We start from the raw sequence: 22012 nt of genomic DNA on the forward strand, positions 1-22012 counted from the left end.
GCCCCCTCACCTCGGCGGAACTGGCAGACCGGGTCGGCACCTCGCGGGAGAGCGCGCGTGCCACCGCCCGGCGCCTGGGCATCTCCCTCGCCCGGAAGCAGCACGGCCCGGTGCGCTGGACGGAGCCGATGCTGGAGGAGCTGCGCCGCTGCGTGCAGTCCGGGGTGACCGTGGACCGCATGGCCCAGCGTGTGGGCGTGGCTATCCCGTCCCTGGTGCGTGGGCTGTCCATGCTGGTGCGGGAGGACAAGCCCGTGACGGCGGTGCGTGTGCGACAGGATGCTCAGAGGGAGGCTCCACGATGAGCGGCAACAGATGGGATGGGATGCCTCAGAACCCCGAGCGGGATGGTTGGCACGCGCTGAACTATCTGCGCGCCGATGCACACACCATCGCCCGATGGGATGCTCGTGGCTTCTGGAACCTTGTGGCCGAGGAAGAGGACTTCCTGCCAGCCGACTTGGCCGGCGACCACGAATATCTCGGCCCGGTTGAACTTCCCGCCCAAGTCGCCGCCCGCGTGGAGGAGGCGGTGCAGAAGGAGCGGGAGGAATGCGCCAAGCTGGCCGATCAGTTTGGCACTGAGGCGAAGGAGAACATGGCGGAAGAACGCCGCGAGATGGGGCGGCTGTGGGACATGAACTCTTATGCCGCCGGCAGCTTCGGAGGCGAGATCGGGGCGGCTCAGGAGATAGCCGACGCCATCCGCGCCCGCGGAACCCGCCCCAGCCAGGCCGAGGGGGAGGGGCGGGGATGAACGAGTGGCAGGACATCAGCACGGCGCCGAGGGATGAGCGCTCGATGCTGTTATGGGACGGCTTCGCTGTGTTCGTCGGCTTCTGGAATGTCGACCACTGGGCCACGTGGGAAGGGCTGACACATCGCGTCCATACATCCCACTGGATGCCTCTCCCCACCCCTCCGGCGGGCGGGGCGGGAGGTGCGACGTGAGCGTACACGACGCGAAGCCCGGCGACGTTTACGCCGACGCTAACGGGAAGCTCTGGCGTGTGATCGGCGTCTGGCACGATCCGACTGTCGAGGTCGAAGAGGTTGAACCGGAACGAATGCTCAGCCCGAAGCAGCGCCGCTTCGGCGGCGTCGGCGGCCTCATGTGGCAGGGCTTCCAGCGCATCTGGAGCAAGAAGGAGGCCACCACCCATGACTAGCCCCCCAGGCCAGGGCGGCGCGGGGCGGGGGAAGCGCTCCACTCTCCAAGATCCCCGGCACCCCGCCCTCATCTGCCGTGAACGTGGATGGGCGGCGGGAACATGCCTGGAGGGTGACGAGGGTCGCGGGCCTACCGTCATCGAGATCACCGCCATTGGACAGGAACGCATCTTGGCCCGCGCCCTGACGGAGGGCGGCAGACGGGCAACGTATCGAGACGAGGGATTGTGGAACCTTTCCTGCCGGGACTGGCGCCCGGTTCCTCATCCCTTCGCGACCAACCAAGCCGCCGGGGTGCCGGGGGTGGAGGGGTCCAATGGGTAAAATAGCCCCCATGGCCGCGCTTATGGCGGGCGCACTGCACGACATCGAGTTGGTTGATCGGCTGCCGGCTGAGTGGCGGTGCCTCGTGCACGAGTTTGGCTACAGCGTCGTGCGGGCCTTCTATCAGGCCGGCATCCAGAAGCCGGCGACCGTCCGGCATCTAATCCGGACGGTGTGGCTTGGCTCTCGTGAACCGGGGAACGTGCAGCCCAACTACTTCTATGGGCAGAAGACCCATCGAACACTGGACATGCTGTTGGCCGAGGGCCGCATCAGCAACGTGCAGGCTCTGTTCTCCACCTTGGAGATGCATGGGCAGGCCATTGTTCACCGGAATCCCACTGACGCCATGGTGCAGGCCAGCATCGCTGCCACGGGCAAGATGGGCTTGGTGGACAAGCAGACGAAACATCGCGAGCGGCTGCGGGCGGCAATAGCCGCTGGTGCATTGAAGAAGCCGGAGGTGCCGGGGGTGGAGGGGAATGATGGCTGATCAGCAACTGAACCCGCCGGCCCAGAGTGAAGAGATAGAGGCAATGGCGAAGGCCATCTACGAGCGCCGGTATGGGATGGCCTGGAAGGATGCCTTCCCCTCGATCCGGTGCAGCGCCCTCAATGACGCACTGGCGGCTCATCGAGCCCTCCGCAGCTTGGAGGTTCGCCGCCCTGTGCCGGGGGTGGAGGGGAAGCCATGACCATCGCCTACCGCGCCGACCCCGCCATGCAGCCGGCCTTCGCCAAGCTCTTTGCCCTGGCTGGGCACCGCTATGACGTGCTGGAGCGCGCCCTGGTCGCCTGCAAGGCGGCAAATGGTGGCAAGGCACCGTCCTACCAGTCGGTGGTGGAGTACCTGACCGCCAAGGCGACCGGGGTGGAGGGGAAGGAATGACGTGGAAGGATGTTGCCTTTCGGGCCGTCGAATGGCTCGGTCTGGCCGTCGTCCTGGCCATCGTCGCCCAGTGCAGTTGCGATGGGTGCGTGTGGTGATGGCCCCGGACAAGAAGCAAGACGGCGCGGGGCGAGGGGATCTGCACCGCCGCGTCTATGTCCTGCCCGAGGCGCTGATTGACGGCATCCGGGCCTACATGGCCGATGTCCATCTGACCAATGAGACGGAGGCGGTTCGTCGCCTTCTCTGGAACGCTCTCCAGCAGCGGGACACCGTCGAGACATTGGAGGCGCGGATAGCGGCACTGCCCCGGCGGAATGCCCGGAAGGAGGCGCTGGAGATGCTGGCGCTGCACCCCAAGGTCTCGACGATCCGCATAGAGGACACGTTCGTGGCCTTCACGCTGGCCGATGGATCGCAGGGGCGCTTCCCGCCAGTGAAGCCCGCCCCCGCCCCGGGGGTGGCAGAGGAGGACCACGGACGTGGGTGAAATGAAGCGCTACCCCCACGGGGTCGGGGACAGCCCCTTCCCGACCAAGCTTTCGCCCGACGGGGAACTGATGAAGGTGGTCAAGACAGGGGACTGCATGGACCCCTGGCAGCGGAGCTTGGTCGGCAAGTCCGCCCAGATGCGAATGCCCCTTCATGACCCGGTGGACCTGCGGCGGCAGGCGGCCATCCTGCGCGAGCTGGCGAATCGTCTGGAGGCCATCAGCCGCAACACCAAGGAAACACCCTTCAATGTAATGTCGCTGGCGAAAACAGAGGTTGCCGCAGCCCAGGCCCGCATGATGAGCAAGCCACGCACCCGCCCACTGTAATGGCTAGACAGAACATCCACAGGACGATAGGAAAAGACATGGCGCTTCACTGGGTTAGTATTCTCGAAGCCGCTCAAGATATTGGGCAGCAACTCACTCTTTACCCAATATACATTACGCGACCTGAGGGTGGCCGGGAATGACGCCGGACCGCGCCTCCTCCGAACTGTCCAGGCTCCTGGACATCATGGCCCGGCTTCGGGCGCCGGATGGCTGCCCCTGGGACCAAGTGCAGGATTTCGCCTCCATCGCGCCCTATACGATCGAGGAAGGCTACGAGGTCGCGGACGCGATCGCGCGACAGGACTGGACCGGCTTGCCGGACGAGTTGGGCGACCTGTTGTTCCAGGTCGTCTATCACGCGCGCATGGCCGAAGAGACCGGCCGCTTCGATTTTGCGGACGTGGCGAAATCCATCGGCGACAAGATGATCCGGCGCCATCCTCACGTGTTCGGAGAAGAAGCGGCCCGGGATGCGGCGACCCAGACCGTGGCCTGGGAGACGCAGAAGGCGACGGAGCGCGCGGCGCGGGCCGAAACGGGCACGCTGGCCGGGGTGGCGTCCAACCTCCCTGCCCTCGCCCGTGCGGCTAAGCTGACCCGGCGAGCTGCCCGGGTCGGCTTCGACTGGCCGGATGCCGCCCAAGTGCTGGACAAGCTGGAGGAAGAGGCCGCCGAGCTGCGGGCAGAGCTTCCCACCGCTGATCCCGCACGGCTGGCGGATGAGGTGGGCGATCTTCTCTTCGTGCTGGCGAACTTGGCCCGCAAGTTGGACCTGGACCCGGAGACCTGTCTGCGCGGTGCGAACGCCAAGTTCGAGCGCCGCTTCGGCGCGATCGAGGCTGGGCTTGCGGCCGAGGGCCGGTCGCCCGCTGATGCCACGTTGGAGGAAATGGAAGAGCGCTGGCAGGCCGCGAAGGCGGCGGAGCGGCGCTAGACCGCTCCCCGGATCAGGGAAGCCGAGACAGCCTCTCCCCAAGCAGTCGGAAGAAGCCCTCGACGTCGAATACTTCCGGCAGCGTCACATGAGGTTCTGCGCCGCTGCGGCCCCAGCGATCCACATGGGTGCGGCCACGCGCCGGGCCATACCCGCAATCCACCTGCACGGCCGCCATCCGGGTGCGGAACAGCCCGGGCGCGACCAGCCAGGCCAGGGCGCAAGGGTCATGCAGTGGGTGCCCTGCCCCGCCCAGCCGACGTGAGGGTGGGACGGCGGCCAGGATCTCGCAGGCCGCGCGGAGACAGGCGCCATTGCCGAGCTGGCGGATCACCTCGAGCCGCGCGGGCGTAAGCAGCGCCTGCGAGGTGAGGTCCAGGGTGACCAGCGTGGTCGGCACGCCCAGGGCGAAGAGGATATCGAGGGCTTCCGGGTCGCTGGCGGCGTTGAACTCGGCCGAGGGGGTCCAGTTCCCTTCCCCCCAGGCACCGCCCATCAGGACGATTTCCTGCACCCGGTTCGCCAGTCCCGGCTCCGTCGCCAGGGCAAGCGCCAGATTGGTGGCCGGGCCGATGCCAACCAGCGTTGTATCGCCGGGCGGCGCAGCGCGGAGGAGCGCGCGGATCGCGTCGGCGGCGAGAGCGGGAACTGCCGGTGGGCCAGGCGGAAGGATTACTCCGGCCAGGCCATTCTCCCCATGCACCAGCCCATCGCCCGCGAAACGCCCGCGCAACGGCCGGTCGGCGCCGGGGACCAGGGGCACGGTGGAGCGTGCCAGGCCAAGCACGGCGGAGGCGTTGGCAACCGTCCGCTCCAGCCCCGCATTGCCGCCGACCACGGTGACCATGCGCAGGTCGATCTCCGGCGAACCAAGGGCCAGCCAGAGGGCCAGGGCGTCGTCCGTTCCGGGATCGCAGTCCAGGATTACCGTCCGGCGCCGGGCCGGGACATCGCTCACTTGCCCAGCTCCGTCTCGACCACGCCGCAGAGGAACGCGGCGCCGGTGGTCAGGGCCGCGTCGTTGAAGTCGAAACGCGGGTTGTGGTGCCACCCCTCGGGATGTGCCGGATCGCCGGTGCCGAGCCAGGCATAGGCGCCGGGGCGCACCTCCAGCATGCAGGCGAAATCCTCTCCCGCCGTGATTGGTGGGTGGTCGTCGCGGGCCATTCTGGTGCCGACCGTTGCTGCTGCGGCGGCATGCATCAGGGCGGCCTGAGCCGGGTGGTTCACCGTGGGCGGCAGACGGCGCGTGTAGACCGGAGAGGCCTCGACGTCATGAGTCGCGGCGATGCCGCGCGCGATACCAACGATCCGGGCCTCCAGCATGTCCCGCACCTCGGGCAACAGAGCGCGAGCGGTGCCGCGCACCAGAACCTGCGCAGGAATGACGTTCGGCGCCTCCGGATGGCCAGCGGCGATATGGCCGACGCTCACCACGCCGGTCGCGATCGGGTCCAGTTCCCGCGACACGATCGACTGCAATGCGAGGATGAAGGCCGACGCGGCCAGGATGGAGTCCGTGCCGAGATGCGGCTTTGCCCCATGCGTACCATGACCATGGAAACTCACCTCCCAGGTGTCGGAGCTGGCGAGCACCGCCCCCTTGGGCACGGCGATGGTGCCGAGCGGCAGGCCAGGCAGGTTGTGGATGCCGTAGACGGCATCAACAGGGAAGCGCTCGAACAGACCATCCGCCAGCATGGCCTGGGCGCCGCCGCGCGACTCCTCGGCGGGCTGGAAGATCAGGTGCACGGTGCCGGCGAAGCGGTCGCGGTTCGCCGCCAGCCAATGCGCGGCGCCAAGCAGCATGGCCGTATGCCCGTCATGGCCGCAGGCATGCATCTTCCCCGGCACCTGGCTCGCATAGGAGGCGCCGGTCGCTTCCTCCATGGCCAGCGCGTCCATATCGGCGCGCAACCCGATGGCGCGATTGCCGCCGGCCCCCTGCCCCGTTCCGCGCAGCGTGCCCACCACGCCAGTGCCCGCGATTCCTTCCTCCACGGCAATTCCAGCCGCGCGCAGTTCGCGCGCGACGAGGGCGGCGGTACGGTGTTCCTCGAAGCCGAGTTCGGGATGAGCGTGGATGTCGCGGCGCCATGCAGTCATCCGCTCGGCAAGCGGCTCCAAGGCCTCGACGTTGGGCATGGGCAGTGGCGGCTCCGTTGCGGGGTGGCGGGGACCATGCCAGCTTGGCACCCTCATCACCAGCTATCCGCCGAGGTCTCCATGCGCCTGCGCGCCGCCTTACTTGCCGCTGCCCTCTTTCTTCCGGGCGCGGCCGCGGCGCAGGACCTTCTGCGCATTGGGGTGGAGGCGGGGCCGACCAGCCTTGATCCGCATTATGCCAGCCTGATCACCAACATAGCCTTTGCCGGCCACGTCTTCGAGCCACTGGTTCAACAGGATTCGCGCCAGAACCTGCGTCCGGCCGTCGCCAGCAGCTGGCGCGTGGTGGACGACCTGACCTGGGAATTCACCATCGACCCAAAGGCGCGCTTCCATGACGGCGCGCCCGTCACCTGGGAGGATGTGGCCTTCACCATCCAGCGGGCGGGCAATGTCCCGAACTCGCCTTCCTCGTTCAGCTACGCCACCCGTGTCGTGACGGCCGTGGAGGATGCCGGGAAGGGCGTGGTGCGTATCCGCACGCGTGTGCCGACGCCGCTGCTGGCGAACAACCTCGCCCTGGTGATGATCGTCTCCAAAAAGCATGGCGAGGCAGCCACCACGCAGGACTATAATTCGGGCAAGGCGATGATCGGCACCGGCCCGTTCCGCCATGTCTCCTGGCAGCCCGGCAGCCCCTTTGTTGCTGAGCGGAGCCCCGATTTTCACGGCCCCGCCCCGGTCTTCGCCCGGGTGGAGTTCCGCCCAATCGCGGCGGCCGCCTCCCGCGTCGCTGCTCTGAACGCCGGCGATGTGGACCTGATCGAGATCGTTCCGCCCGAGCAATTCGAGCGTTTCCGCGCCGACCAGCGTTTCGCCACAAGCGAGAGCCCGTCCAACCGGCTGATCTTCCTGACGGTCGACAGTGACCGGGAGCAGAGCCCCCATATCCGCGCGAAGGATGGCTCGCCCATTTCCAACCCGATGCGGGACGCACGGGTACGCCGGGCTCTCTCCCTGGCCATCAACCGGCAGGCGCTCGCGGAGCGCGTCCTGCGCGGCCAGGCGCTGCCCGCGGGCGATCTCGGCCCGCCCGGCTATTTCGGCACCTCCCCGGACCTGACGGCCGAGCCGCTCGATCTCGATGCAGCACGCAGGCTGATGGCGGAGGCCGGCTTTCCCCAGGGCTTCGCCGTGCAGATCAACGGCCCGAACGACCGCTTCGTGAATGACGAGCAGGTGGTCCAGGCCATCGCCCAGATGTGGACCCGGCTCGGCATCGCCGCGACGGTCGAGACCAGGCCGCGCGGAGTCTGGCTAAGCGAGGCGGCACAGTTGAAGTACAGCGTGAACCTCGCCGGGTTTTCGCCGAACCCCGAGGTGCTGGGAATGCTGGAAACTCAGGTTCATAGCTGGAACACTTCGCTTGGGCTCGGCAGCGCCAACCGCGGACGCTTCAGCAACCCGGAGGTCGACAGGCTGATCCAGCAGGCCCGTGAGACTATGAATGACGACATGCGCGCCCGCCTGACCCGCGAGGCCACGCACCGGGCGGTCCGTGAACAGACGGCGCTCATCCCGCTGTATTTCCAGGTTAATACATGGGCGATGCGGCGCGGCGTCACCTATGAGGCGCGAACGGATGAGATGACCCTCGCCCAATCCGCCGGACAGGCCCGTTGAGAATTGTGATGATGAACACACCCATTCCCGCCGAAACCCGCCGTGCGGCGATCCGCGCTGCGAAGGGCGATGCGCCCTTCGATCTGCTGCTGACCGGCGGCACGGTGGTGGATGTTGCCTTGGGCGAGCTGCGCGCGGCGGATGTCGGAATCGTCGGTGGCCTGATCGCCTCGGTCCATCCGCCGGGCACGCGCTCGGACGCCGCGGAGACGCATGACGTGACCGGCCGTTTCCTTGCGCCGGGTTTCGTGGATAGCCACCTGCACTTCGAATCCTCCCTCATGTCACCGGCCGATTACGCTTCCGTTGTCGTCCCGCACGGGACGCTGACAACGGTCTGGGATCCGCATGAGCTGGCGAATGTTCTGGGCGTCCCGGGTGTCCGATGGGCGGTGGAGCAGTCCCGCGGCTTGCCGCTGCGCGTGCTGGTGGCGGCCCCGTCCTGCGTTCCTTCCGCCCCCGGCCTGGAACTAGCCGGGGCGGAAATTGGGCCGGAAGAAATGGCCGAGATGCTCTCCTGGCCGGAGGTCTCGGGAGTGGCCGAGGTGATGGACATGGCCGGCGTACTTTCCGGCAGCGCGCGCATGGAGGGGATCGTCGGGGCGGGCATCGCCTCGGGTAAGAATGTGAACGGGCATGCACGCGACCTGATCGGGCCTGCCTTGCAGGCCTATGCCGCTTCCGGCGTCACCTCGGACCACGAGGTCATGGGGCCGGAGGATTTCCTGCAGAAGCTGCGAGCCGGGCTCACGGTGGAGCTGCGTGGCAGCCACGATTCGGTGCTGCCGGGGGTGGTGGAGGCAATCAACGCCCTGCCCGCCCTGCCCCCGAATCTCGTCACCTGCACGGACGACATCTTTCCGGACGAGCTCGTGGAGAGGGGCGGGCTGCGCGACACATTGACGCGTCTCGTCGCCTATGGGCTGCCGCCGATCCACGCGCTGAAGATGGCGACGCTGCACGGTGCGATGCGCTTGAAGCGCGACGATATCGGCCTGATCGGCCCGGGCCGCCGCGCAGAGATCGTGGTTCTTTCCGATCTGCCGGGCATCGTTGTGGAGCGCGTCTATGTGGGCGGGCGGTTGGTGGCGCGGGACGGCGCCATGCTCGCTCCCTTGCCCCGCGAGCTGCCGGCAGATTCGCCGCGCGACACGATGCGGCTGCCGCCGCAGCCCGCAGCCGCCTTCAGCTTGCGGCCACATGGCGTGGCTGCGGGAAAGGTGCGGCTTCCGGTGGTCGGCGGAGCCCGTGTCGTGCATTGGGCCGAGGTCGAGGTTACGGTGAAGGATGGCGTCGCGGCCGTGCCGCCGGGCCACGCGCTCATCGCCATCATGCATCGCCACGGGCGCCGCGACCCTGCTCCGGTGGTCTGCCTCGCTGATGGCTGGGGCGAGCCACGCGGCGCCCTGGCCACCACGATCAGCCACGACAACCACAACCTGCTCGTTCTCGGCCGGGACCCTGCGGACATGGCGGCTGCCGCCAATGCGCTAATCAGCTGCGGCGGCGGCATGTCGGTCGCGCGTGGCGGAGAGGCCATAGCGGTGCTGCCGCTGCCCATTGCCGGTTTGCTGGCCGAGACGCCGCCTGCCGAGACGGCTGCCGCCTTTGCCCGGCTGCGCGCGGCGGCCGATGCGGTGATGGATTGGAAGCCGCCCTTCCGCGTCTTCCGTGGCGTCACCGGCATCTCGCTGGCCTGCAATCCCGGGCCGCACCCGACCGATCTTGGGATCTCCGATGGCGGAACAGGCGAATTGCGTGATCCTGCCCAGCCGCTTCCGGCGTCTTCGCGTCACGAGAGGATGGCCGCCACCTAGCCGGTCTTAGGGTCCGCGGACGACTCCGCTGGCTGGCGCCTTGGCGCCAGCCCGGACCGAAGCGCGGCTTTCGGGTCAGCACCGCGCGGGACTGCCAGTTCAAGCCTCGCCCCTGGCCCTGCCTGCAACAAGGCAGGGGCTAGGGTTCCCATGCTTGGGAAGGGTGGCCCGGACCGAGGCCTACCGGCTTGCCTCGCGCAATTGCTCGCTTCGCAGGCGCGCTGCCATCTCCAGCGCACGCCGCGCCCGGACCTGGTCATCCCGCGCACGCGCAATGCGGGCCTCCAGCAAAGCCATCTGCAGCTCGTCGGCCCGCCGGGTCTGGCCTTCCGCAAGAATCTGCTCTGCCCGGGAGAGATTGCCCTGCACGACGGCAATTTCCCCGGCCACTGAGCGCGCATCCACGTTCTCCGGGTGTCGCCGCAAAACGCCTTCCGCGATGCTGGCTGCTTCGTCACCACGTCCCGATCGGGCGTAAACCCTGGCAAGCGAGAGCTGCGCTCGCCAGTTTTCCGGCGCCGGCTCTATCGCGGTGTCCGCCCCGCCTTGAGAACCGGCCGACCTAGCGCGGCTCACACTGGCAGTCTGCCGCACGGCGGCGACGAGGCGCGGGTCGCGCTCCGCGCGGGTAGCCAGATTCTCAGCGGCCTGAAGCTGGCCGGCATCCATCAGGGCGGCCGCAATGGCTGCCTTCGCCTCTGGTGTCGTCGAGGATGCGCCGGGGTTACCTGCGCGCACGGCAGCCGCCAGGTTCTCAGGTTGGCGCAAGCGGTTGAAGGCCAGGATGATGGCTGACCGCAGCTCGCCATTCGGATCCGGCTGGCCCGCCATGGCAACCAGTTGCTGTGCGGCCGCCGATCTCGGCATCCCGCGCGCGGCCAGCTCCAGGCGACGAACCTCGAGCAGACGCCGCCCTCGCTCCAGGGCCAGATTGGCTTCCGGAGTTCTGCGGCTGGCCGGGATGGAGTTCAGGCGCGACACCGTATCAGCCACCCGGCCATCGTATTCTGCAAGCAGCGCGGCGGCGTAGAGCGCGTCAGGCGTGCCGCGTTGCGCGAGATCCCGCTCGAGGCGCTTCGCCTCCTCGAACTGCCCGACGCCCTTCAGGAGGCGGGCCAGGTCATGCGCCGCCCATACATTGCCGGGCTCGGCAGCGACTGCGCTGCGGAGCAACGCGATGCGCGATGCATTGTCCGGTGCGCGTTGCGCCTGCGCGCGCAGCGCATTGGATTGAAGAAGGCGGCTGTTGACGTTGGGCCGGAACCCCGTCTGGCTGGCAAATTGGTCAGCGTCCTGGAACCGCCCCTGTTCCAGAAGAGCTCCATAGAGGGCCGCCTGCACCTCACGCTGGTTGGGTTGCTGGCTGAGCGCTTCGCGGAAGCGTTGCTCAGCCAGGCCAAAGTCCCGCTGCCGCAGGGCGACGTAGCCCAGGAGCCGCGCGGCCTCGGCGCGTTCCGCCGAATTCCTCTGCGGAGCAGCCTGTGTCAGCTTCTGCGCCTCGTTGAGATCTCCACGATTCAGCGCCCGCCATGCCTGCGCCAGCGGTCCCAGCACAACGGGACCGGGTTGCCCGCGCCCACCCTGGCCAGCCTGCGAATAGGGCACGCCATCGCGGTTTACATACCCCATGGCCCGCTGGAACTCATCCTTGCGGCCAGGGGCCAGTTCAACGGCACGGTCGAAGAGCTTCCGTGCCTCCGCCTCGCGCCGCTGGGCACGGCGGACCATGCCAAGCCCGAGCGTCGCGTCGACGTCTTCCGGGTTCGCAGCGAGGGCCTGGGCGAAAAGCTCGCCGGCTTCGCGCGGGTCGCGCGGAAGAAGGTCGAATGCACGGATCCGGATGGCGCCCATCCGGTCCTCCAAGGTGGGCTGCACCTCGACGAGCTTCTGTGCGATCTCCGGATCGTCGGGGAATACGCTCTGGTACTCCTTAATCCGGGCGATGGACTGCTCCCCGCGTCCCTGCCAGAGAAGGGCCTGGCGCCAGCTCGCGCGGGCGCCGCTGGCGATATCGGAGAACTGCGTCAGCCTGCGGAGCCGCTCGATTCCTTCCTCGCGGGTCGTCTCGCGATAGGTCAGGATTTGCGCATAAGCCAATTGGAGCGGAAGATTATTGGGCTCCCTGGCCACGAGCGCAGCCATGGCCGCGCGGGCCTCCCTGAAGCCCTCAGGAGAGGCGCCGCTGAGCGTCTGATAATACTCGATCGCATAGGCGGCCGGCACGCCGCTCGCCGAGAAACTCTCGCGGTAGCGCTGGATCGCGGCCTGTTGCTGGCCAGCCTGGGCGAGGCGTCGTGCCTCCGCCAGGGCGGTCTGATTCACATTGGTGGCCCGCAGGACCTCCGCCACACGGCCCGTCGCCTGCGAGCCAGGCGCGATCTGATTCAGCCGAGCCAGATAACCTTGGGCCGCGGCCGGGTTGCCGTTGAGAACAGCCAGTTCCGCAGCGATCGCCAGCGCCTCCGGGTTCTCCGGCTCGATTTGCAGCAGGCGTTCCAGCGACTGCTGGGCAAGGTCTGGCCGCGACTGAGCGATCCAGTAATGCGCTTGGTCCAGCAAAACGGCAGAGCCGCGGCTGCCGCCCGCCCGTGTCGCCGCCGGCGGCTCCGAGGGAAGCGGCACGACGCTGGCCGGTAGCGGGGGTGACGGCGCCTGCACCTGCTGCGGCGCAACTACTTCTTCGCGCTTCGGCGTGTTTGCGTCGGCGGCATGGTAGGGAATCTGGGGCAGGCCGTTCGCCGGCGCCCTTGCTTGTGCCAGGGCGGGGCTCGCCGGGTGCCACGAGCAGCCGATAGCCGCAGCGACGATCGCCGTCCGGACCCGTAGGTCAATCCGCTGAAACTGGCCGGCGTGAACAGGACGCGGGTGGCGAAAAAACACGCTGGATCTACCTCGCAACGCTGCCGCCCAGCACGCCAGGCCTAGAAGCCGGGCTCCGATGTGAACGGAACACTTCCGGTATATAGCTCTATCGGATGCCTGCGACCACTTCGGAGGGCGGCGGGTCACGCCACCTTTGCTGGATGGTGCTCCATCAGCACAGCGGCAGGCTGGTAAACCTGCCCGAGTGCCTCGATGAAATCCTGCCGCCCGATGACGTCCCTCAGGCTGGCCGAGAGCCGCGCATGGCGCTCGGGCACTGCTGCGTCCAGCATCGCGCGGGCGAGGTCCGGCACGGACCCTGCTCGGAAATGCAGCCCATCCACACCGTCCTGCACCTTCTCCGCCATGCCGCCAATCCCGGAGACGAGAAGCGGCGTGCCTGCGCGCCGCGCCTCCTGGATGACCACCGGCGAATTCTCCCACCAGACCGATGGCATCACCACCCAGCCAGCCGATGCCATGAGGTCCAGCACATCCGCCGCGTCGTAGCGCCCGGCGAAGGTCAGCCGTTCGGCGGCATCCGCGATGGATTTCTCCAGTGACGGGAAAAAGCGCAGCACTTCGTCCGCCGTCGTCCCGTGGATGGCAAGACGCAGCGTCGGATTCTCCTGCAACGCCGCCACGAAGGCGGGGATGAGGATATCGAGACCCTTGAATTCGGTCGGCTGCCCGAAAAAGGCGAAGCGGCCGGCCAGGCGGACGCTGTCCCCTAGCTGGCGCGGCGTAGCGAGAAGATCATCGCCCAGATAATTTTCCAGCACTGTTCCCCGGTCTGGTGGAAGACCCCAGGCGCGGTAGCGCTCGGCAATGAAATGGCTGGGATAGATGAAGTGATGGAACGGCCGTAGCCCCGCGAGCATGAGCGCCTTGCGCAGCCGCAACCGCTCCAGGGTCTGCTCGGGGAAGCAGGTGAAGCAGCGCTGCGGCGTCTCCTTGCGGCAGAGCTCGCGTGACCGGGTGCGGACCATCTGGCCGTGATGGCTGCAGATGGCGAGCATCTCGTGCAGCGTCATGACGAATCGTGCATCCGGCCGCGCCTCGGCCAGCTCCGCAATCAGGTCCAGCCCGACGCGCCAGTAGTGGTGGAAGTGGTAGACCTCGGCGTTGAGGCTGGCGAGCAGGCGCACCAGGGCGCGCCGCTCCTCGGCCGAGCGCCACCAGAGGCGGTCCTCCTCCATCCCGCCCACCCCGTAGAGATATTCGCGCTCCCCATAGGGCGCGACCGTCTCTCCGCGGTCTGAGGGGGGCTGCCCGCCAGGCAGTTCCACGGCCGCGACGAAGCGGGCGTCCCAGCCCTCCCCGGCCAGGGTCTGGAATTGGCGATAGGCTGCCGTCTCCCCTCCTCCCTTCGAGAAGTCGGGATGGGCGTGGGCGATGATGCAGACGGACGGGGCTTTCATGCCGCTACCTTCTTCGCCGCCACCATGTCCCAGAGGCTGCGCAAATGTTCAGAAATCAGGGCGCCAATGGCGTCGGGGCGCTGGGCCGGAAGTGGCAGAGCGCTGATTTCCGCCCCGGCCAGCAAGGCAGTCACCCGGCGGAGTGTGCCCTCGACCCCACCGAGCCCAGCCATGGCGTGCAAAGCGGCCAGCTGAGGAAGGCGGTCCGCGGCCAGGGCCCCACGGTCGAGCATGTCCATCTCTCCCGAGACCGATGCATCGATCAGAGTCGGGGTGTCGATCGGCGTGAGTGTCGGGGAGCCCAGGGAAGCCACGGCCAGTGCATCCTCAGCATCAGCGCCGACCAGCACTTCAAGCCGCCCGCGCCCCATGAGCGCGGCCGCGGCCCGGCCTGCCGCCGCGCCGGCCAGCACGACGCGCCCAAACTGCATCTCCAGCTGTGGTGCCGCGAGGGCAATCAGCCGGGCCGCGTAGTCCTCGTGCAGGTCGAAGAACAGGGCAGTGCCGCCCTGCCCGCCTGCCGCGCCGGAGGACAGGGCCAAGCTGGAAATGCGCTCGCGTAGCGCCTGGAGCCGGTCCGCCAGCACGCCCCGAAGCCAGCGATGCAGTGCCGCAGCGTCACCACCGGACAGCTCCTGCCCCGAGAGAGACAGGGTGGAGAGGAAGGCGGGTAGCGGCGCTGTGGCCGCCTCGGCGCGGAACCACCAGACCTGCTCCCCGCGGCGGAGCTGGACGACAAGGTCTACCTCCGCATCCGCCTCGGCCGGAACCTGCCCGCGATACGCGAAGCCAGCTTCGAGCGGGGCCGAGCTGCCGCGCCCGACCGGCAGGATCCGGGGCGGGCCTTCGGCCGGGCGAATCAGGGCACAGGCCATTACCTCGGACCAGGCGCCCGGCTGGTCGGGTCCGGCGAAGGCACCCGAGAGCGCCACCTCGCCATCCCACCCGCGAACCGCGGCCACCTGCCGGAAGTCGCTAAACCATTCTGCGGGCCCGGTGCAGCGCGGCAGCTGGTCCAGCCAGCCGCCGAAGAGCCCGAGGGAACCCGCTTCCCCCTCGCTGGACAGGCCCGGAAACCGGGAAGATTCCCGCACGGCCGCGTAAAGGAGCTGGAAGGAGCCACCCCAGTCCCGGATGGTTGTCACGGCCGCCAAGTCCGAGGGCAGGTCATAGGCCAGGAGGTCGATCGCGACTTCCTGGCCGCCCGTGCCGGGGGCGATGACGAGCACCCGCCCCAATGCGGCGCGCGAGGTGTCATGGACCAGGGTGAAACCGGTGACGGTCATTTCCTCGTCCGCCTCAACATCCGCGCGCGGGTGGGTCAGCAGCAGGATTGTGTCCAGCATGAGGCCCGGACTGCCCTGCACGCGCAAGGCCGGGGCTGCGTCCTTCCGGTGCCGCACCCAGCCGAAGACGGCGCCCTGGCCGGGGGCGATCTCCCCCGCGCCGTCCAGTCCCACCTGGATCGCCTGACCGAACTCGAAATACATCCGCTGTGAAAATTCCCAGACCGCCCGACGAAAGTCGGGCCAGGAAAGGCCCGCCGGGCCGCCCCCCGGCCCATTCGCGTGACCCGGCCGCCTTGACCGCCGGCGCGATGCCTCCTCTATCCTCTCTGGCTGCCGGAATGCCAGGACGAATGCACTGCCTTGTGATCTCGCCGACGCCTACGCATCCCCAGGATGCCGGGAATCGCCAGCGAATTTACGCCCTGCTGAGCGCGCTTCGCTCCTTCGGCCATCAGGTGGACTTCGCCTTCGTGCAGCGCGAGGCCGTCTCGGACGAGGCTGTGGAGGCGATGCGCGCCGCCTGGGACGCGCTGTTCCTGATCCCCTATGACCGCAGCAAGGAGCGGCGGAGCCTCGGCCCGACCTTCGCGCTGGATGATTGGTTCCCGCCAGAGCTTGAGCAGGCGATCACCGACATCGCCGCAGCCGAGCGCTACGACCTCGTCCTCGTCGAATACGTCTTCCTCAGCCGGGCCCTGGAGCTGTTTCCGCCCGGTACGCTCCGCGTGCTCGATACGCACGATATCTTCGCCAACCGCCACCACAGGCTGGAAGCGCTGGGGCTGCCGGTGGGCTTCTTCTACACCACGCCGGCGGAGGAAGCCCGCGGGCTGGACCGGGCCGACCTGGTCCTGGCCATCCAGGATGATGAGCGAGAAGCCTTCGAGGAGGCCACGATCCGGCCCGTGGTCACCCTCGGCTATATGCCGGCGGTCACGCCGGCGCCGGGCACGCGGGGCGAGGTGCGGCGGATCGGCTATCTCGGCAGCGCCAACCCGATCAACGGCCATGCCCTCAGCCGCTTCATTGGCGCACTGGACCTTTCGGCCCTGGCCGAGTCGGGCTCGGAGCTGAACGTGGCCGGTGGCGCCTCGCGCTTCGCGGAGCCGGCACGGCCCGGGATCGTGCCGCTGGGCGGCCTCGGCGACCCCTCCGGCTTCTATGCGGGGCTGGACCTCGCGGTGAACCCGCATGAGGGCGGCACCGGGCTGAAGATCAAGACCGTCGAGGCTCTGGCATTTGGCTGCCCCGTGATCGGGACGGCCGAGGCCTTTCGCGGCCTCGGTGCCCAGGCCGCCTTCCATGCGGCGCCAGACGCGGTAGCGACCGCTGCGCTGGTCCGGCGCTGGTCCGAGGATTCACGCTTCCGGCGCGTGGTGGCGCGGGAAAGCGCGGCGCTGGCCCGCCGCTACGCCCGCACTGTGCGGCGCCAGCTCGCCCCCTTCCGCTCGCGGGAGGCGCTGGAGCGGCTGATCGCCCGTCCGCGGGCCCTGCTGGTGACCGATGTGCCATTCTGGCGGGACAGTCTCGGCAACCAGGCCCGCATCGCGGCCATGCTCCGCGCCGGGCGCGGCGAGATGGATTTCGACGCGATGTTCCTGGGCACGCCGACGCCGGAGGACCGGCTGGCGGCGCAGAAGGTCCTTGGGCGCCGTGGCCGGCTGCTCGCCGCCCCCGGGCAGCCGGGCGGGCGCGTGGCCGGGCCCGTGCCGCCGCATGCAAGGTTGACGAATTTCGAGCGCCAGCATTTCGACGCCTCACATTTCGCCGCCTTTGAGGCGCTGATGGAGGACGGCACCTACTCGTCCGTAGTGATCGAGTACATCCGCCTCTCCTATTTTCGCCACGCCCGGCCGGCGCCGCCACTGCGCGTGCTGGACACCCACGACATCATGTCGGCGCGCACCGAGAATTTTGAACATTTCGGGCGTCAGCACTTCCTGCGGATCAGCCGGCTGGAGGAACTGGGCATCATGGATGGCTTCGAGCAGGTGCTCGCCATCCAGGAAACGGAGCACGCCTTGTTGCGCGACGCCCTTCCCGGCCGCTCCCTGCATCTGCCCCATACGGTGCCGGACCTGACGCCGACCGACACGATGCGGCGGGTGCGGCGCGTCGTCTTCGTCGGCGGCGACAGCCCGATGAATCGCGACGGGCTGCGCTGGTTCGCCGAGCAGGCCTGGCCTGCCGTGGCGGATCTGGGGGTGGAACTGCATGTCGCCGGCCGGGTCTGCTCGGCGATCGACGACACCGCGACCCCGGGCATCCGGCTGCATGGCGAGGTGGAGGACCTGACCGACTTCCTCGACGCCGCAGATATCGGCATCAACCCCGTCTTCTACGGCGGCGGGCTGAAGATCAAAACCGTGGAGTATCTCTGCCGCGGCCTGCCCTCGGTGCTGACCGAGGAAGGCGCCTATGGCCTGCATGGCGGCGAAGGGGAGGCCTATCTGGTCGCGCGTTCCCGCGCCGAGTACGTGGCGCATCTGCGCCGGCTGATCCGTGACCCACTGCTGCGCCGGCGCATTGGCGAGGGCGCCTTCCGCTTCGGCGGCGCCCACTTCGGGGCCGAGGCTGCCCGAGCCGCTTTCCGCACCCTTTCCGAACTTGCCCGCACCGTGCCGGTGCTGGCGGCCTGATACGCTGGAGCCGCTATGCCACTTGAGACCCCTAGCGACGGGCTGGACCTTGTCGCCATGCGCGAGGCCGACATGGCGGTGGAGGATGCCGCCGCAAGGCTCCGCGCGCAGGCGCTGCGCCAGCGGCTGGAGCCGGCCCTTGGCTCCGTGCCGCCGGTGGTCCGGACCGCATTGGAGGCGATCATTGACGAGATCGGGCGCGTGGATGCTGGGGCGGAGGCAGCCCGGCAAGCCGCGGCCGCGCAGCAACGCAGCCGCGGCGACTGGCTGCAGATCGATCCGCTCCGCCACATCCCCGAGGACCGCGGTGCCCCCCTCCCCCTCCCGCCCTCCCGTTTCGAGGCCGAGGCCGACGACGCGGATTTCACCGGCTTTGGGTGGTACCCGGCTGAGCGTGCGGGAGGCGAGAGCTGGCGTTGGAGCGGCTTGGCACCGGCCGCCTCGGTCGTGATCCCCGATCTCGGGCTGGGGGCAGTCGCCATCGAGCTGGACGTCATCATGCCCTTCAGCACACCCTTCCGGGCCGAGGCAGTGAGCCTGCTGGCCGATGGCGAGCCGCTTTCTTTCGAGGCCGTCGGGGTGAATGGCAGCCGCGCCACCCTGGCCGCGACTTGGGAGGGCCGCGAGGTCGCCGGGGTGAATCTCGGCCTTGTCATCCTCGGGCCGAGGCTGCCCGATCCACGGGGAACGGACAGCCGGCAACTCGGGCTGGGCCTGCGGCGAGTCGCGGCGGAGCGGATCTGAGGGGCGGTCCCTCAGTGCCGTGCGATCGAGACCTGGAAGTCCGTCGTTAGCTCGTTGAAGCCCCAGAAGTTCCGGAGAGAGGTGCGAAGGCTGTTCGGCGGCGGGCGGAACCGGTGCCCGTCAGGGCGCGTCACCGGCAGAAGCGGCGCGAGGATGCGGCGCCAGAAGTCCGCATCGCCCCAGCCTTCAGTGATGCTCAGATGCTGGCCTGGTACCGCTTCCGCCCGGCGGTCCGGGATGTCGAAGGGCGACTGGTAGAGGATATGCGCCTCCCGCCCGAAATAGCGCGCCTCCATCAGCACGGAGGAGCTGACGCCGATGACGCGGCGAATCTCTTCCGAGGCAAGGAGCGCGTAGACGTTTTCATGCGTCAGGTTCATGGCACGCAGCGACAGGCCCGCGGCCAGCAGCCCGAAGTCGCTATAGGCGTAAGGATGCGGCTTGAAGGTGATCGGCCCGTTCCCGGCCGCCTCGCGTAGCGGTCTGGCGAAGTCCGACAGGTCCAGGAGTCGTCCGCCGCGAACGAGGGAGCGGTCGATCCGCGTTTGCCCGACCACCAGCGTCTCCCCCTGCGGCCGCAGGTTGGGCCGGAATTTCAGGGCAGAGGCCGCGATCAGCCCCGCAGCCCCAAGGAAGGCGCCATCCTCGGCATGGTCAGGCAGCATCGCCTCGAAGACCGCAGCGTCATTGGTCTGCACGGCGAAGAAGATGTCGTCCATGAAGCGGACCGGATGGACGCTGAAATCGATGAAGGGAATCCCGAGGTGACTGAGGATCCGCTTCATGGCTTCGGCCAGTTCGAAGCCGATCACCACCGCGCCTTCGAAGGCGCGCTCCATCTCCGCCAGCACGCCCTCCGGTGCGAAGCCGGCGTCAAAGATGTGGGCCCAGCCCCGCCAGCTCTTCTCGGCGCCCCAGAGCTCGTAGAGGCGCTCCGTATCGATGCCGGAACCCCAGGTTACGGCCTCGACGGGGCAGCGCGACGCCGCCGCGGCCTGGCCCCGGACCAGACGGTGGAACCAGAGGATGTTCTCCGTCTGCGCCGGGCGGAAGGCGGCATCGGCCGGCCGCAGCACATCACCGGTGAAGACGATCCGGCGGCAGGCAGGCGCGACCATGCCCGAATTCCTCAGCCCGACGCCGCGGCGGGGTCCGCCGCGAGATAGGCAAGGAAAGCCTTCGCCGCGCGCTCCAGCCCGGGCAAGCCGTGATGCTTCTCCACGAAGCGGCGGGCGCGGCGGCCCATGGCGCGCCGGAGCGGCTCGTCGCGCAGCAGGAGCTCCACCGCGTGGCGCAGCGTATCGGGCGCGACCATGAATCCGTGCTCCCCCGGGGAGAAGCCTCCATAGATCGTGTCCCGGTAGACGACGACAGGCAGGCCGCAGGCCATCGCCTCCACCACCGAGCGCGGCAGCCCGTCCATGCGGGAGGTATGGACCATGATGCGGGAACGCCGCATCAGCGCGATCACCTCCGGCTGCTGCAGCTTGCCGGCCAGGGTGAGCCGCGACGGATCGGCCACCGCGGCCTCCACCTCCGGCCGCGGCGTTCCGGGGCCGACCAGTGCGACGCGCCAGGAATCGGTGAAAGGGACCACATCCTCCTGATTCTTCCGCTTCTCATGCAGGCCGCCGACATTGATGATGTCGTGGAGCGGCGGCTCGGGGCGCGGATCGGGCCGGCAGGCTTCCAGATCGACGTATTTCGGCATGACAAAGTCGCGCCCGGCAGCGGCGAAGCGCGGAAAATGGCGGCGGAGCTGTTCAGGATATTCGCCAAAGATGAATTCTGCCTGTTCCAGCAACGGGTCCGTGACGCTGCCGCCCACGATGAAGCCGCAACGCACCGTGCCGCCCAGCGCCGTATGCAGATCGGCGTTCACGCGATAGCTCAGGCCTTTGAGAAGGATCACATCGGGCGCGAACTCACGCACTGCGCCCACAAGTGCAGCGGAAACCTGCCGGTGCGGGATCTCACGCGGGTCGTCCGAAGGCGCAAAGGTGACGGGCACGGCCCCACCCAGGAAAGCCTCCCGCTCCAACTCCCTGCCGGGATGCATGCGGAACACGGCAATCGTCGCGCCGCCTTTGGCCAGGTAGCGCATGAAATGCATATCGCGGAGCGCTCCGGTCATGGAGCGGTCCGCATGGCTCATCAACAGGGCAATGCGCATCGGCTGGGGTCTGTTCCCTCCGCTTACGCCCCTTCCTCCGGGTTCCGCCCTCGGCAGACGGCATTAAGCCGTGGCCTCCACCACCATGGCGCGGTAGCCGCCCGGATGGCGCGCCCGCCACGCATAGGCGGTGCCGACGATGTCGTCCAGCGCGCCGAGGCGGGGCACCCAGCCCGTCTCGCGCCGGAGCTTGGCATTGGAGGCGACCAGCACGGCGGGATCGCCTTCCCGCCTCGGGCCGAGCACATGCGGAACTGGCCTCCCTGCCGCGCGCTCCACCGCCGCCAGTACTTCCAGCACCGAAGCCCCGGTGCCGCTGCCGACATTGTAGCGGCAGGAGGGGCCGTCACGCAGGCCATCGAGCACGCGCAGATGGGCGTCGGCCAGATCAGCCACATGCACATAGTCGCGGATCGCGGTGCCGTCCGGGGTGTCGTAATCGGTGCCGAAGACGGTCAGGGGCGGGCCGAGGCCGAGCACGGCATTGATCGCATTGGGGATCAGATGCGTCTCGGGATTATGGTCCTCCCCCAAGCGCCCCCCGGGATCGGCGCCGGCTGCGTTGAAATAGCGCAGGGAAGCTGAGCGAAGCCCGTGTACCCGGTCGGCCCAGGCCAGCCCACGCTCGGCCATCAGCTTTGACTCGCCATAGGCCGAGACGGGATTCTGGGCTTCCTCCTCGTCGATCGGGATCCGGGTCGGCATGCCAAACAGGGCGGCGGTGGAGGAGAGGACGAAGCGCTTCACCCCCGCCTTCACGGCAGCGTCCGCAAGAGCCATGGTGTTACCCAGGTTCTCGGTGATGTAGCGCAGCGGGTCGCGCATGCTGTCCCCGACAAGGGACAGGGCCGCGAAGTGGAGAATGCCGTCAAAGCGCCAGCCGGCCAGAACCTCGCCAAGCAGCTTGCGGTCGCCCACGCGGCCCTGCACCAGCTCCGCGCCGGGTAGCACCGCCTCCCGATGGCCCTGGCTCAGGTCGTCGAGCACCACGACGTCGTCGCCCCGCTGCAGAAGGGCCAGGACCACATGACTACCCACATAGCCCGCGCCCCCTGTAACAAGGTACCGTCCCATCCGCGTTCTGCTGCCTTCCGCTGTTATGTCGGACCGGCCTTGTAGATCGTCCGGAGAATGGCG

At 68.5% G+C, this 22012-nt stretch carries 23 protein-coding genes; 15 read left to right on the top strand and 8 right to left on the bottom strand.

Going from position 1 to position 22012, the window contains the following annotated elements:
• From ACO1BU_RS21185 to mazG, 11 genes are all read left to right on the top strand, one after another.
• A partial coding sequence (locus ACO1BU_RS21185; RefSeq protein ID WP_424137963.1) for a hypothetical protein occupies positions 1–305 on the top strand: 305 nt, incomplete at its 5' end.
• On the top strand, positions 302–757 hold the full coding sequence (locus ACO1BU_RS21190; protein WP_424137964.1) for a hypothetical protein: 456 nt from the start codon (positions 302–304) through the stop codon (positions 755–757). The genes ACO1BU_RS21185 and ACO1BU_RS21190, both read left to right, overlap by 4 nt.
• Before the next feature lie 44 nt (positions 758–801).
• Entirely contained in the window at positions 802–951 is a 150-nt protein-coding gene (locus ACO1BU_RS21195) for a DUF551 domain-containing protein (protein ID WP_424138020.1), read from the top strand.
• A complete protein-coding gene (locus tag ACO1BU_RS21200; protein ID WP_424137426.1) occupies positions 948–1169 on the top strand; it encodes a hypothetical protein in 222 nt (73 codons plus the stop codon). The genes ACO1BU_RS21195 and ACO1BU_RS21200 overlap by 4 nt, the downstream gene beginning before the upstream one ends.
• Positions 1162–1494: a DUF7241 domain-containing protein gene (locus tag ACO1BU_RS21205; protein ID WP_424137965.1), complete on the top strand. Its 333-nt coding sequence runs from the start codon at positions 1162–1164 to the stop codon at positions 1492–1494. The genes ACO1BU_RS21200 and ACO1BU_RS21205 overlap by 8 nt, the downstream gene beginning before the upstream one ends.
• Positions 1495–1516: 22 nt before the next feature.
• On the top strand, positions 1517–1987 hold the full coding sequence (locus ACO1BU_RS21210; protein ID WP_424137966.1) for a hypothetical protein: 471 nt from the start codon (positions 1517–1519) through the stop codon (positions 1985–1987).
• Positions 1980–2189, top strand: coding sequence for a hypothetical protein (locus ACO1BU_RS21215; RefSeq protein ID WP_424137967.1), 210 nt, complete (start codon positions 1980–1982; stop codon positions 2187–2189). Before ACO1BU_RS21210 ends, ACO1BU_RS21215 begins: the two co-directional genes overlap by 8 nt.
• On the top strand, positions 2186–2383 hold the full coding sequence (locus ACO1BU_RS21220) for a hypothetical protein (RefSeq protein ID WP_424137968.1): 198 nt from the start codon (positions 2186–2188) through the stop codon (positions 2381–2383). Before ACO1BU_RS21215 ends, ACO1BU_RS21220 begins: the two co-directional genes overlap by 4 nt.
• A gap of 70 nt (positions 2384–2453) precedes the next feature.
• A complete protein-coding gene (locus tag ACO1BU_RS21225) occupies positions 2454–2873 on the top strand; it encodes a hypothetical protein (protein ID WP_424137969.1) in 420 nt (139 codons plus the stop codon).
• A 1-nt stretch (position 2874) separates the two neighbouring features.
• Entirely contained in the window at positions 2875–3204 is a 330-nt protein-coding gene (locus ACO1BU_RS21230; protein ID WP_424137970.1) for a hypothetical protein, read from the top strand.
• A 139-nt stretch (positions 3205–3343) separates the two neighbouring features.
• Positions 3344–4141: a nucleoside triphosphate pyrophosphohydrolase gene (gene mazG / locus ACO1BU_RS21235; protein WP_424137971.1), complete on the top strand. Its 798-nt coding sequence runs from the start codon at positions 3344–3346 to the stop codon at positions 4139–4141.
• A 13-nt stretch (positions 4142–4154) separates the two neighbouring features.
• Here mazG and ACO1BU_RS21240 read toward each other — a convergent pair whose 3' ends face one another.
• Positions 4155–5099 carry a nucleoside hydrolase gene (locus ACO1BU_RS21240; protein WP_424137972.1) on the bottom strand — a complete coding sequence of 315 codons (945 nt, stop codon included), beginning with the start codon at positions 5097–5099 and terminating at the stop codon, positions 4155–4157.
• Positions 5096–6286, bottom strand: a complete 1191-nt coding sequence (locus tag ACO1BU_RS21245; RefSeq protein ID WP_424137973.1) for a M20 aminoacylase family protein — start codon at positions 6284–6286, stop codon at positions 5096–5098. The genes ACO1BU_RS21240 and ACO1BU_RS21245 overlap by 4 nt, the downstream gene beginning before the upstream one ends.
• Positions 6287–6367: 81 nt before the next feature.
• On the opposite strand from ACO1BU_RS21245, the gene ACO1BU_RS21250 reads away from it, so the two are divergent.
• Together ACO1BU_RS21250 and ACO1BU_RS21255 are read left to right on the top strand one after the other, a co-directional pair.
• Complete coding sequence (locus tag ACO1BU_RS21250; RefSeq protein WP_424137974.1) at positions 6368–7930, top strand: ABC transporter substrate-binding protein; 1563 nt, start codon at positions 6368–6370, stop codon at positions 7928–7930.
• A gap of 8 nt (positions 7931–7938) precedes the next feature.
• Entirely contained in the window at positions 7939–9747 is a 1809-nt protein-coding gene (locus ACO1BU_RS21255) for an adenine deaminase (RefSeq protein ID WP_424137975.1), read from the top strand.
• A gap of 180 nt (positions 9748–9927) precedes the next feature.
• Here the strand turns inward: ACO1BU_RS21255 and ACO1BU_RS21260 are convergent, their stop codons facing one another.
• From ACO1BU_RS21260 to ACO1BU_RS21270, 3 genes are all read right to left on the bottom strand, one after another.
• Positions 9928–12627, bottom strand: a complete 2700-nt coding sequence (locus ACO1BU_RS21260; RefSeq protein WP_424137976.1) for a tetratricopeptide repeat protein — start codon at positions 12625–12627, stop codon at positions 9928–9930.
• Positions 12628–12752: 125 nt separating this feature from the next.
• The gene (locus ACO1BU_RS21265; protein WP_424137977.1) at positions 12753–14030 is read right to left on the bottom strand and encodes a glycosyltransferase; all 1278 of its coding nucleotides are present in this window, start codon (positions 14028–14030) and stop codon (positions 12753–12755) included.
• Complete coding sequence (locus tag ACO1BU_RS21270) at positions 14027–15520, bottom strand: hypothetical protein (RefSeq protein ID WP_424137978.1); 1494 nt, start codon at positions 15518–15520, stop codon at positions 14027–14029. Before ACO1BU_RS21270 ends, ACO1BU_RS21265 begins: the two co-directional genes overlap by 4 nt.
• A gap of 149 nt (positions 15521–15669) precedes the next feature.
• Here ACO1BU_RS21270 and ACO1BU_RS21275 point away from each other — a divergent pair, with 149 nt between their 5' ends.
• Entirely contained in the window at positions 15670–17958 is a 2289-nt protein-coding gene (locus ACO1BU_RS21275) for a glycosyltransferase (protein ID WP_424137979.1), read from the top strand.
• 15 nt (positions 17959–17973) lie between these two features.
• A complete protein-coding gene (locus ACO1BU_RS21280; RefSeq protein WP_424137980.1) occupies positions 17974–18702 on the top strand; it encodes a hypothetical protein in 729 nt (242 codons plus the stop codon).
• 11 nt (positions 18703–18713) lie between these two features.
• Here ACO1BU_RS21280 and ACO1BU_RS21285 read toward each other — a convergent pair whose 3' ends face one another.
• The 3 genes from ACO1BU_RS21285 to galE all read right to left on the bottom strand — a co-directional run bounded on the left by ACO1BU_RS21285 (position 18714) and on the right by galE (position 21949).
• The gene (locus ACO1BU_RS21285) at positions 18714–19820 is read right to left on the bottom strand and encodes a hypothetical protein (RefSeq protein WP_424137981.1); all 1107 of its coding nucleotides are present in this window, start codon (positions 19818–19820) and stop codon (positions 18714–18716) included.
• 11 nt (positions 19821–19831) lie between these two features.
• On the bottom strand, positions 19832–20875 hold the full coding sequence (locus ACO1BU_RS21290; RefSeq protein WP_424137982.1) for a glycosyltransferase family 4 protein: 1044 nt from the start codon (positions 20873–20875) through the stop codon (positions 19832–19834).
• A 63-nt stretch (positions 20876–20938) separates the two neighbouring features.
• Positions 20939–21949, bottom strand: a complete 1011-nt coding sequence (galE, locus tag ACO1BU_RS21295) for a UDP-glucose 4-epimerase GalE (protein ID WP_424137983.1) — start codon at positions 21947–21949, stop codon at positions 20939–20941.
• Between the last annotated feature and the right edge of the window lie 63 nt (positions 21950–22012).

It is taken from the genome of Roseomonas chloroacetimidivorans, from assembly GCF_049629625.1.
Classification (GTDB): Bacteria; Pseudomonadota; Alphaproteobacteria; order Acetobacterales; family Acetobacteraceae; genus Roseomonas; species Roseomonas chloroacetimidivorans.

What these genes read in the sequence shown, in the direction of transcription:
- ACO1BU_RS21290 (WP_424137982.1), bottom strand. Translation starts at nt 20,875, where the DNA reads ATGCGCATTGCCCTGTTGATGAGCCATGCGGACCGCTCCATGACCGGA.
- ACO1BU_RS21205 (WP_424137965.1), top strand. Translation starts at nt 1,162, where the DNA reads ATGACTAGCCCCCCAGGCCAGGGCGGCGCGGGGCGGGGGAAGCGCTCC.
- ACO1BU_RS21270 (WP_424137978.1), bottom strand. Translation starts at nt 15,520, where the DNA reads ATGTATTTCGAGTTCGGTCAGGCGATCCAGGTGGGACTGGACGGCGCG.
- ACO1BU_RS21190 (WP_424137964.1), top strand. Translation starts at nt 302, where the DNA reads ATGAGCGGCAACAGATGGGATGGGATGCCTCAGAACCCCGAGCGGGAT.
- ACO1BU_RS21285 (WP_424137981.1), bottom strand. Translation starts at nt 19,820, where the DNA reads ATGGTCGCGCCTGCCTGCCGCCGGATCGTCTTCACCGGTGATGTGCTG.
- ACO1BU_RS21215 (WP_424137967.1), top strand. Translation starts at nt 1,980, where the DNA reads ATGGCTGATCAGCAACTGAACCCGCCGGCCCAGAGTGAAGAGATAGAG.
- ACO1BU_RS21245 (WP_424137973.1), bottom strand. Translation starts at nt 6,286, where the DNA reads ATGCCCAACGTCGAGGCCTTGGAGCCGCTTGCCGAGCGGATGACTGCA.
- ACO1BU_RS21280 (WP_424137980.1), top strand. Translation starts at nt 17,974, where the DNA reads ATGCCACTTGAGACCCCTAGCGACGGGCTGGACCTTGTCGCCATGCGC.
- ACO1BU_RS21250 (WP_424137974.1), top strand. Translation starts at nt 6,368, where the DNA reads ATGCGCCTGCGCGCCGCCTTACTTGCCGCTGCCCTCTTTCTTCCGGGC.
- ACO1BU_RS21220 (WP_424137968.1), top strand. Translation starts at nt 2,186, where the DNA reads ATGACCATCGCCTACCGCGCCGACCCCGCCATGCAGCCGGCCTTCGCC.
- ACO1BU_RS21265 (WP_424137977.1), bottom strand. Translation starts at nt 14,030, where the DNA reads ATGAAAGCCCCGTCCGTCTGCATCATCGCCCACGCCCATCCCGACTTC.
- ACO1BU_RS21195 (WP_424138020.1), top strand. Translation starts at nt 802, where the DNA reads ATGCTGTTATGGGACGGCTTCGCTGTGTTCGTCGGCTTCTGGAATGTC.
- ACO1BU_RS21255 (WP_424137975.1), top strand. Translation starts at nt 7,939, where the DNA reads ATGATGAACACACCCATTCCCGCCGAAACCCGCCGTGCGGCGATCCGC.
- ACO1BU_RS21275 (WP_424137979.1), top strand. Translation starts at nt 15,670, where the DNA reads ATGCACTGCCTTGTGATCTCGCCGACGCCTACGCATCCCCAGGATGCC.
- galE (WP_424137983.1), bottom strand. Translation starts at nt 21,949, where the DNA reads ATGGGACGGTACCTTGTTACAGGGGGCGCGGGCTATGTGGGTAGTCAT.
- ACO1BU_RS21210 (WP_424137966.1), top strand. Translation starts at nt 1,517, where the DNA reads ATGGCGGGCGCACTGCACGACATCGAGTTGGTTGATCGGCTGCCGGCT.
- mazG (WP_424137971.1), top strand. Translation starts at nt 3,344, where the DNA reads ATGACGCCGGACCGCGCCTCCTCCGAACTGTCCAGGCTCCTGGACATC.
- ACO1BU_RS21230 (WP_424137970.1), top strand. Translation starts at nt 2,875, where the DNA reads ATGAAGCGCTACCCCCACGGGGTCGGGGACAGCCCCTTCCCGACCAAG.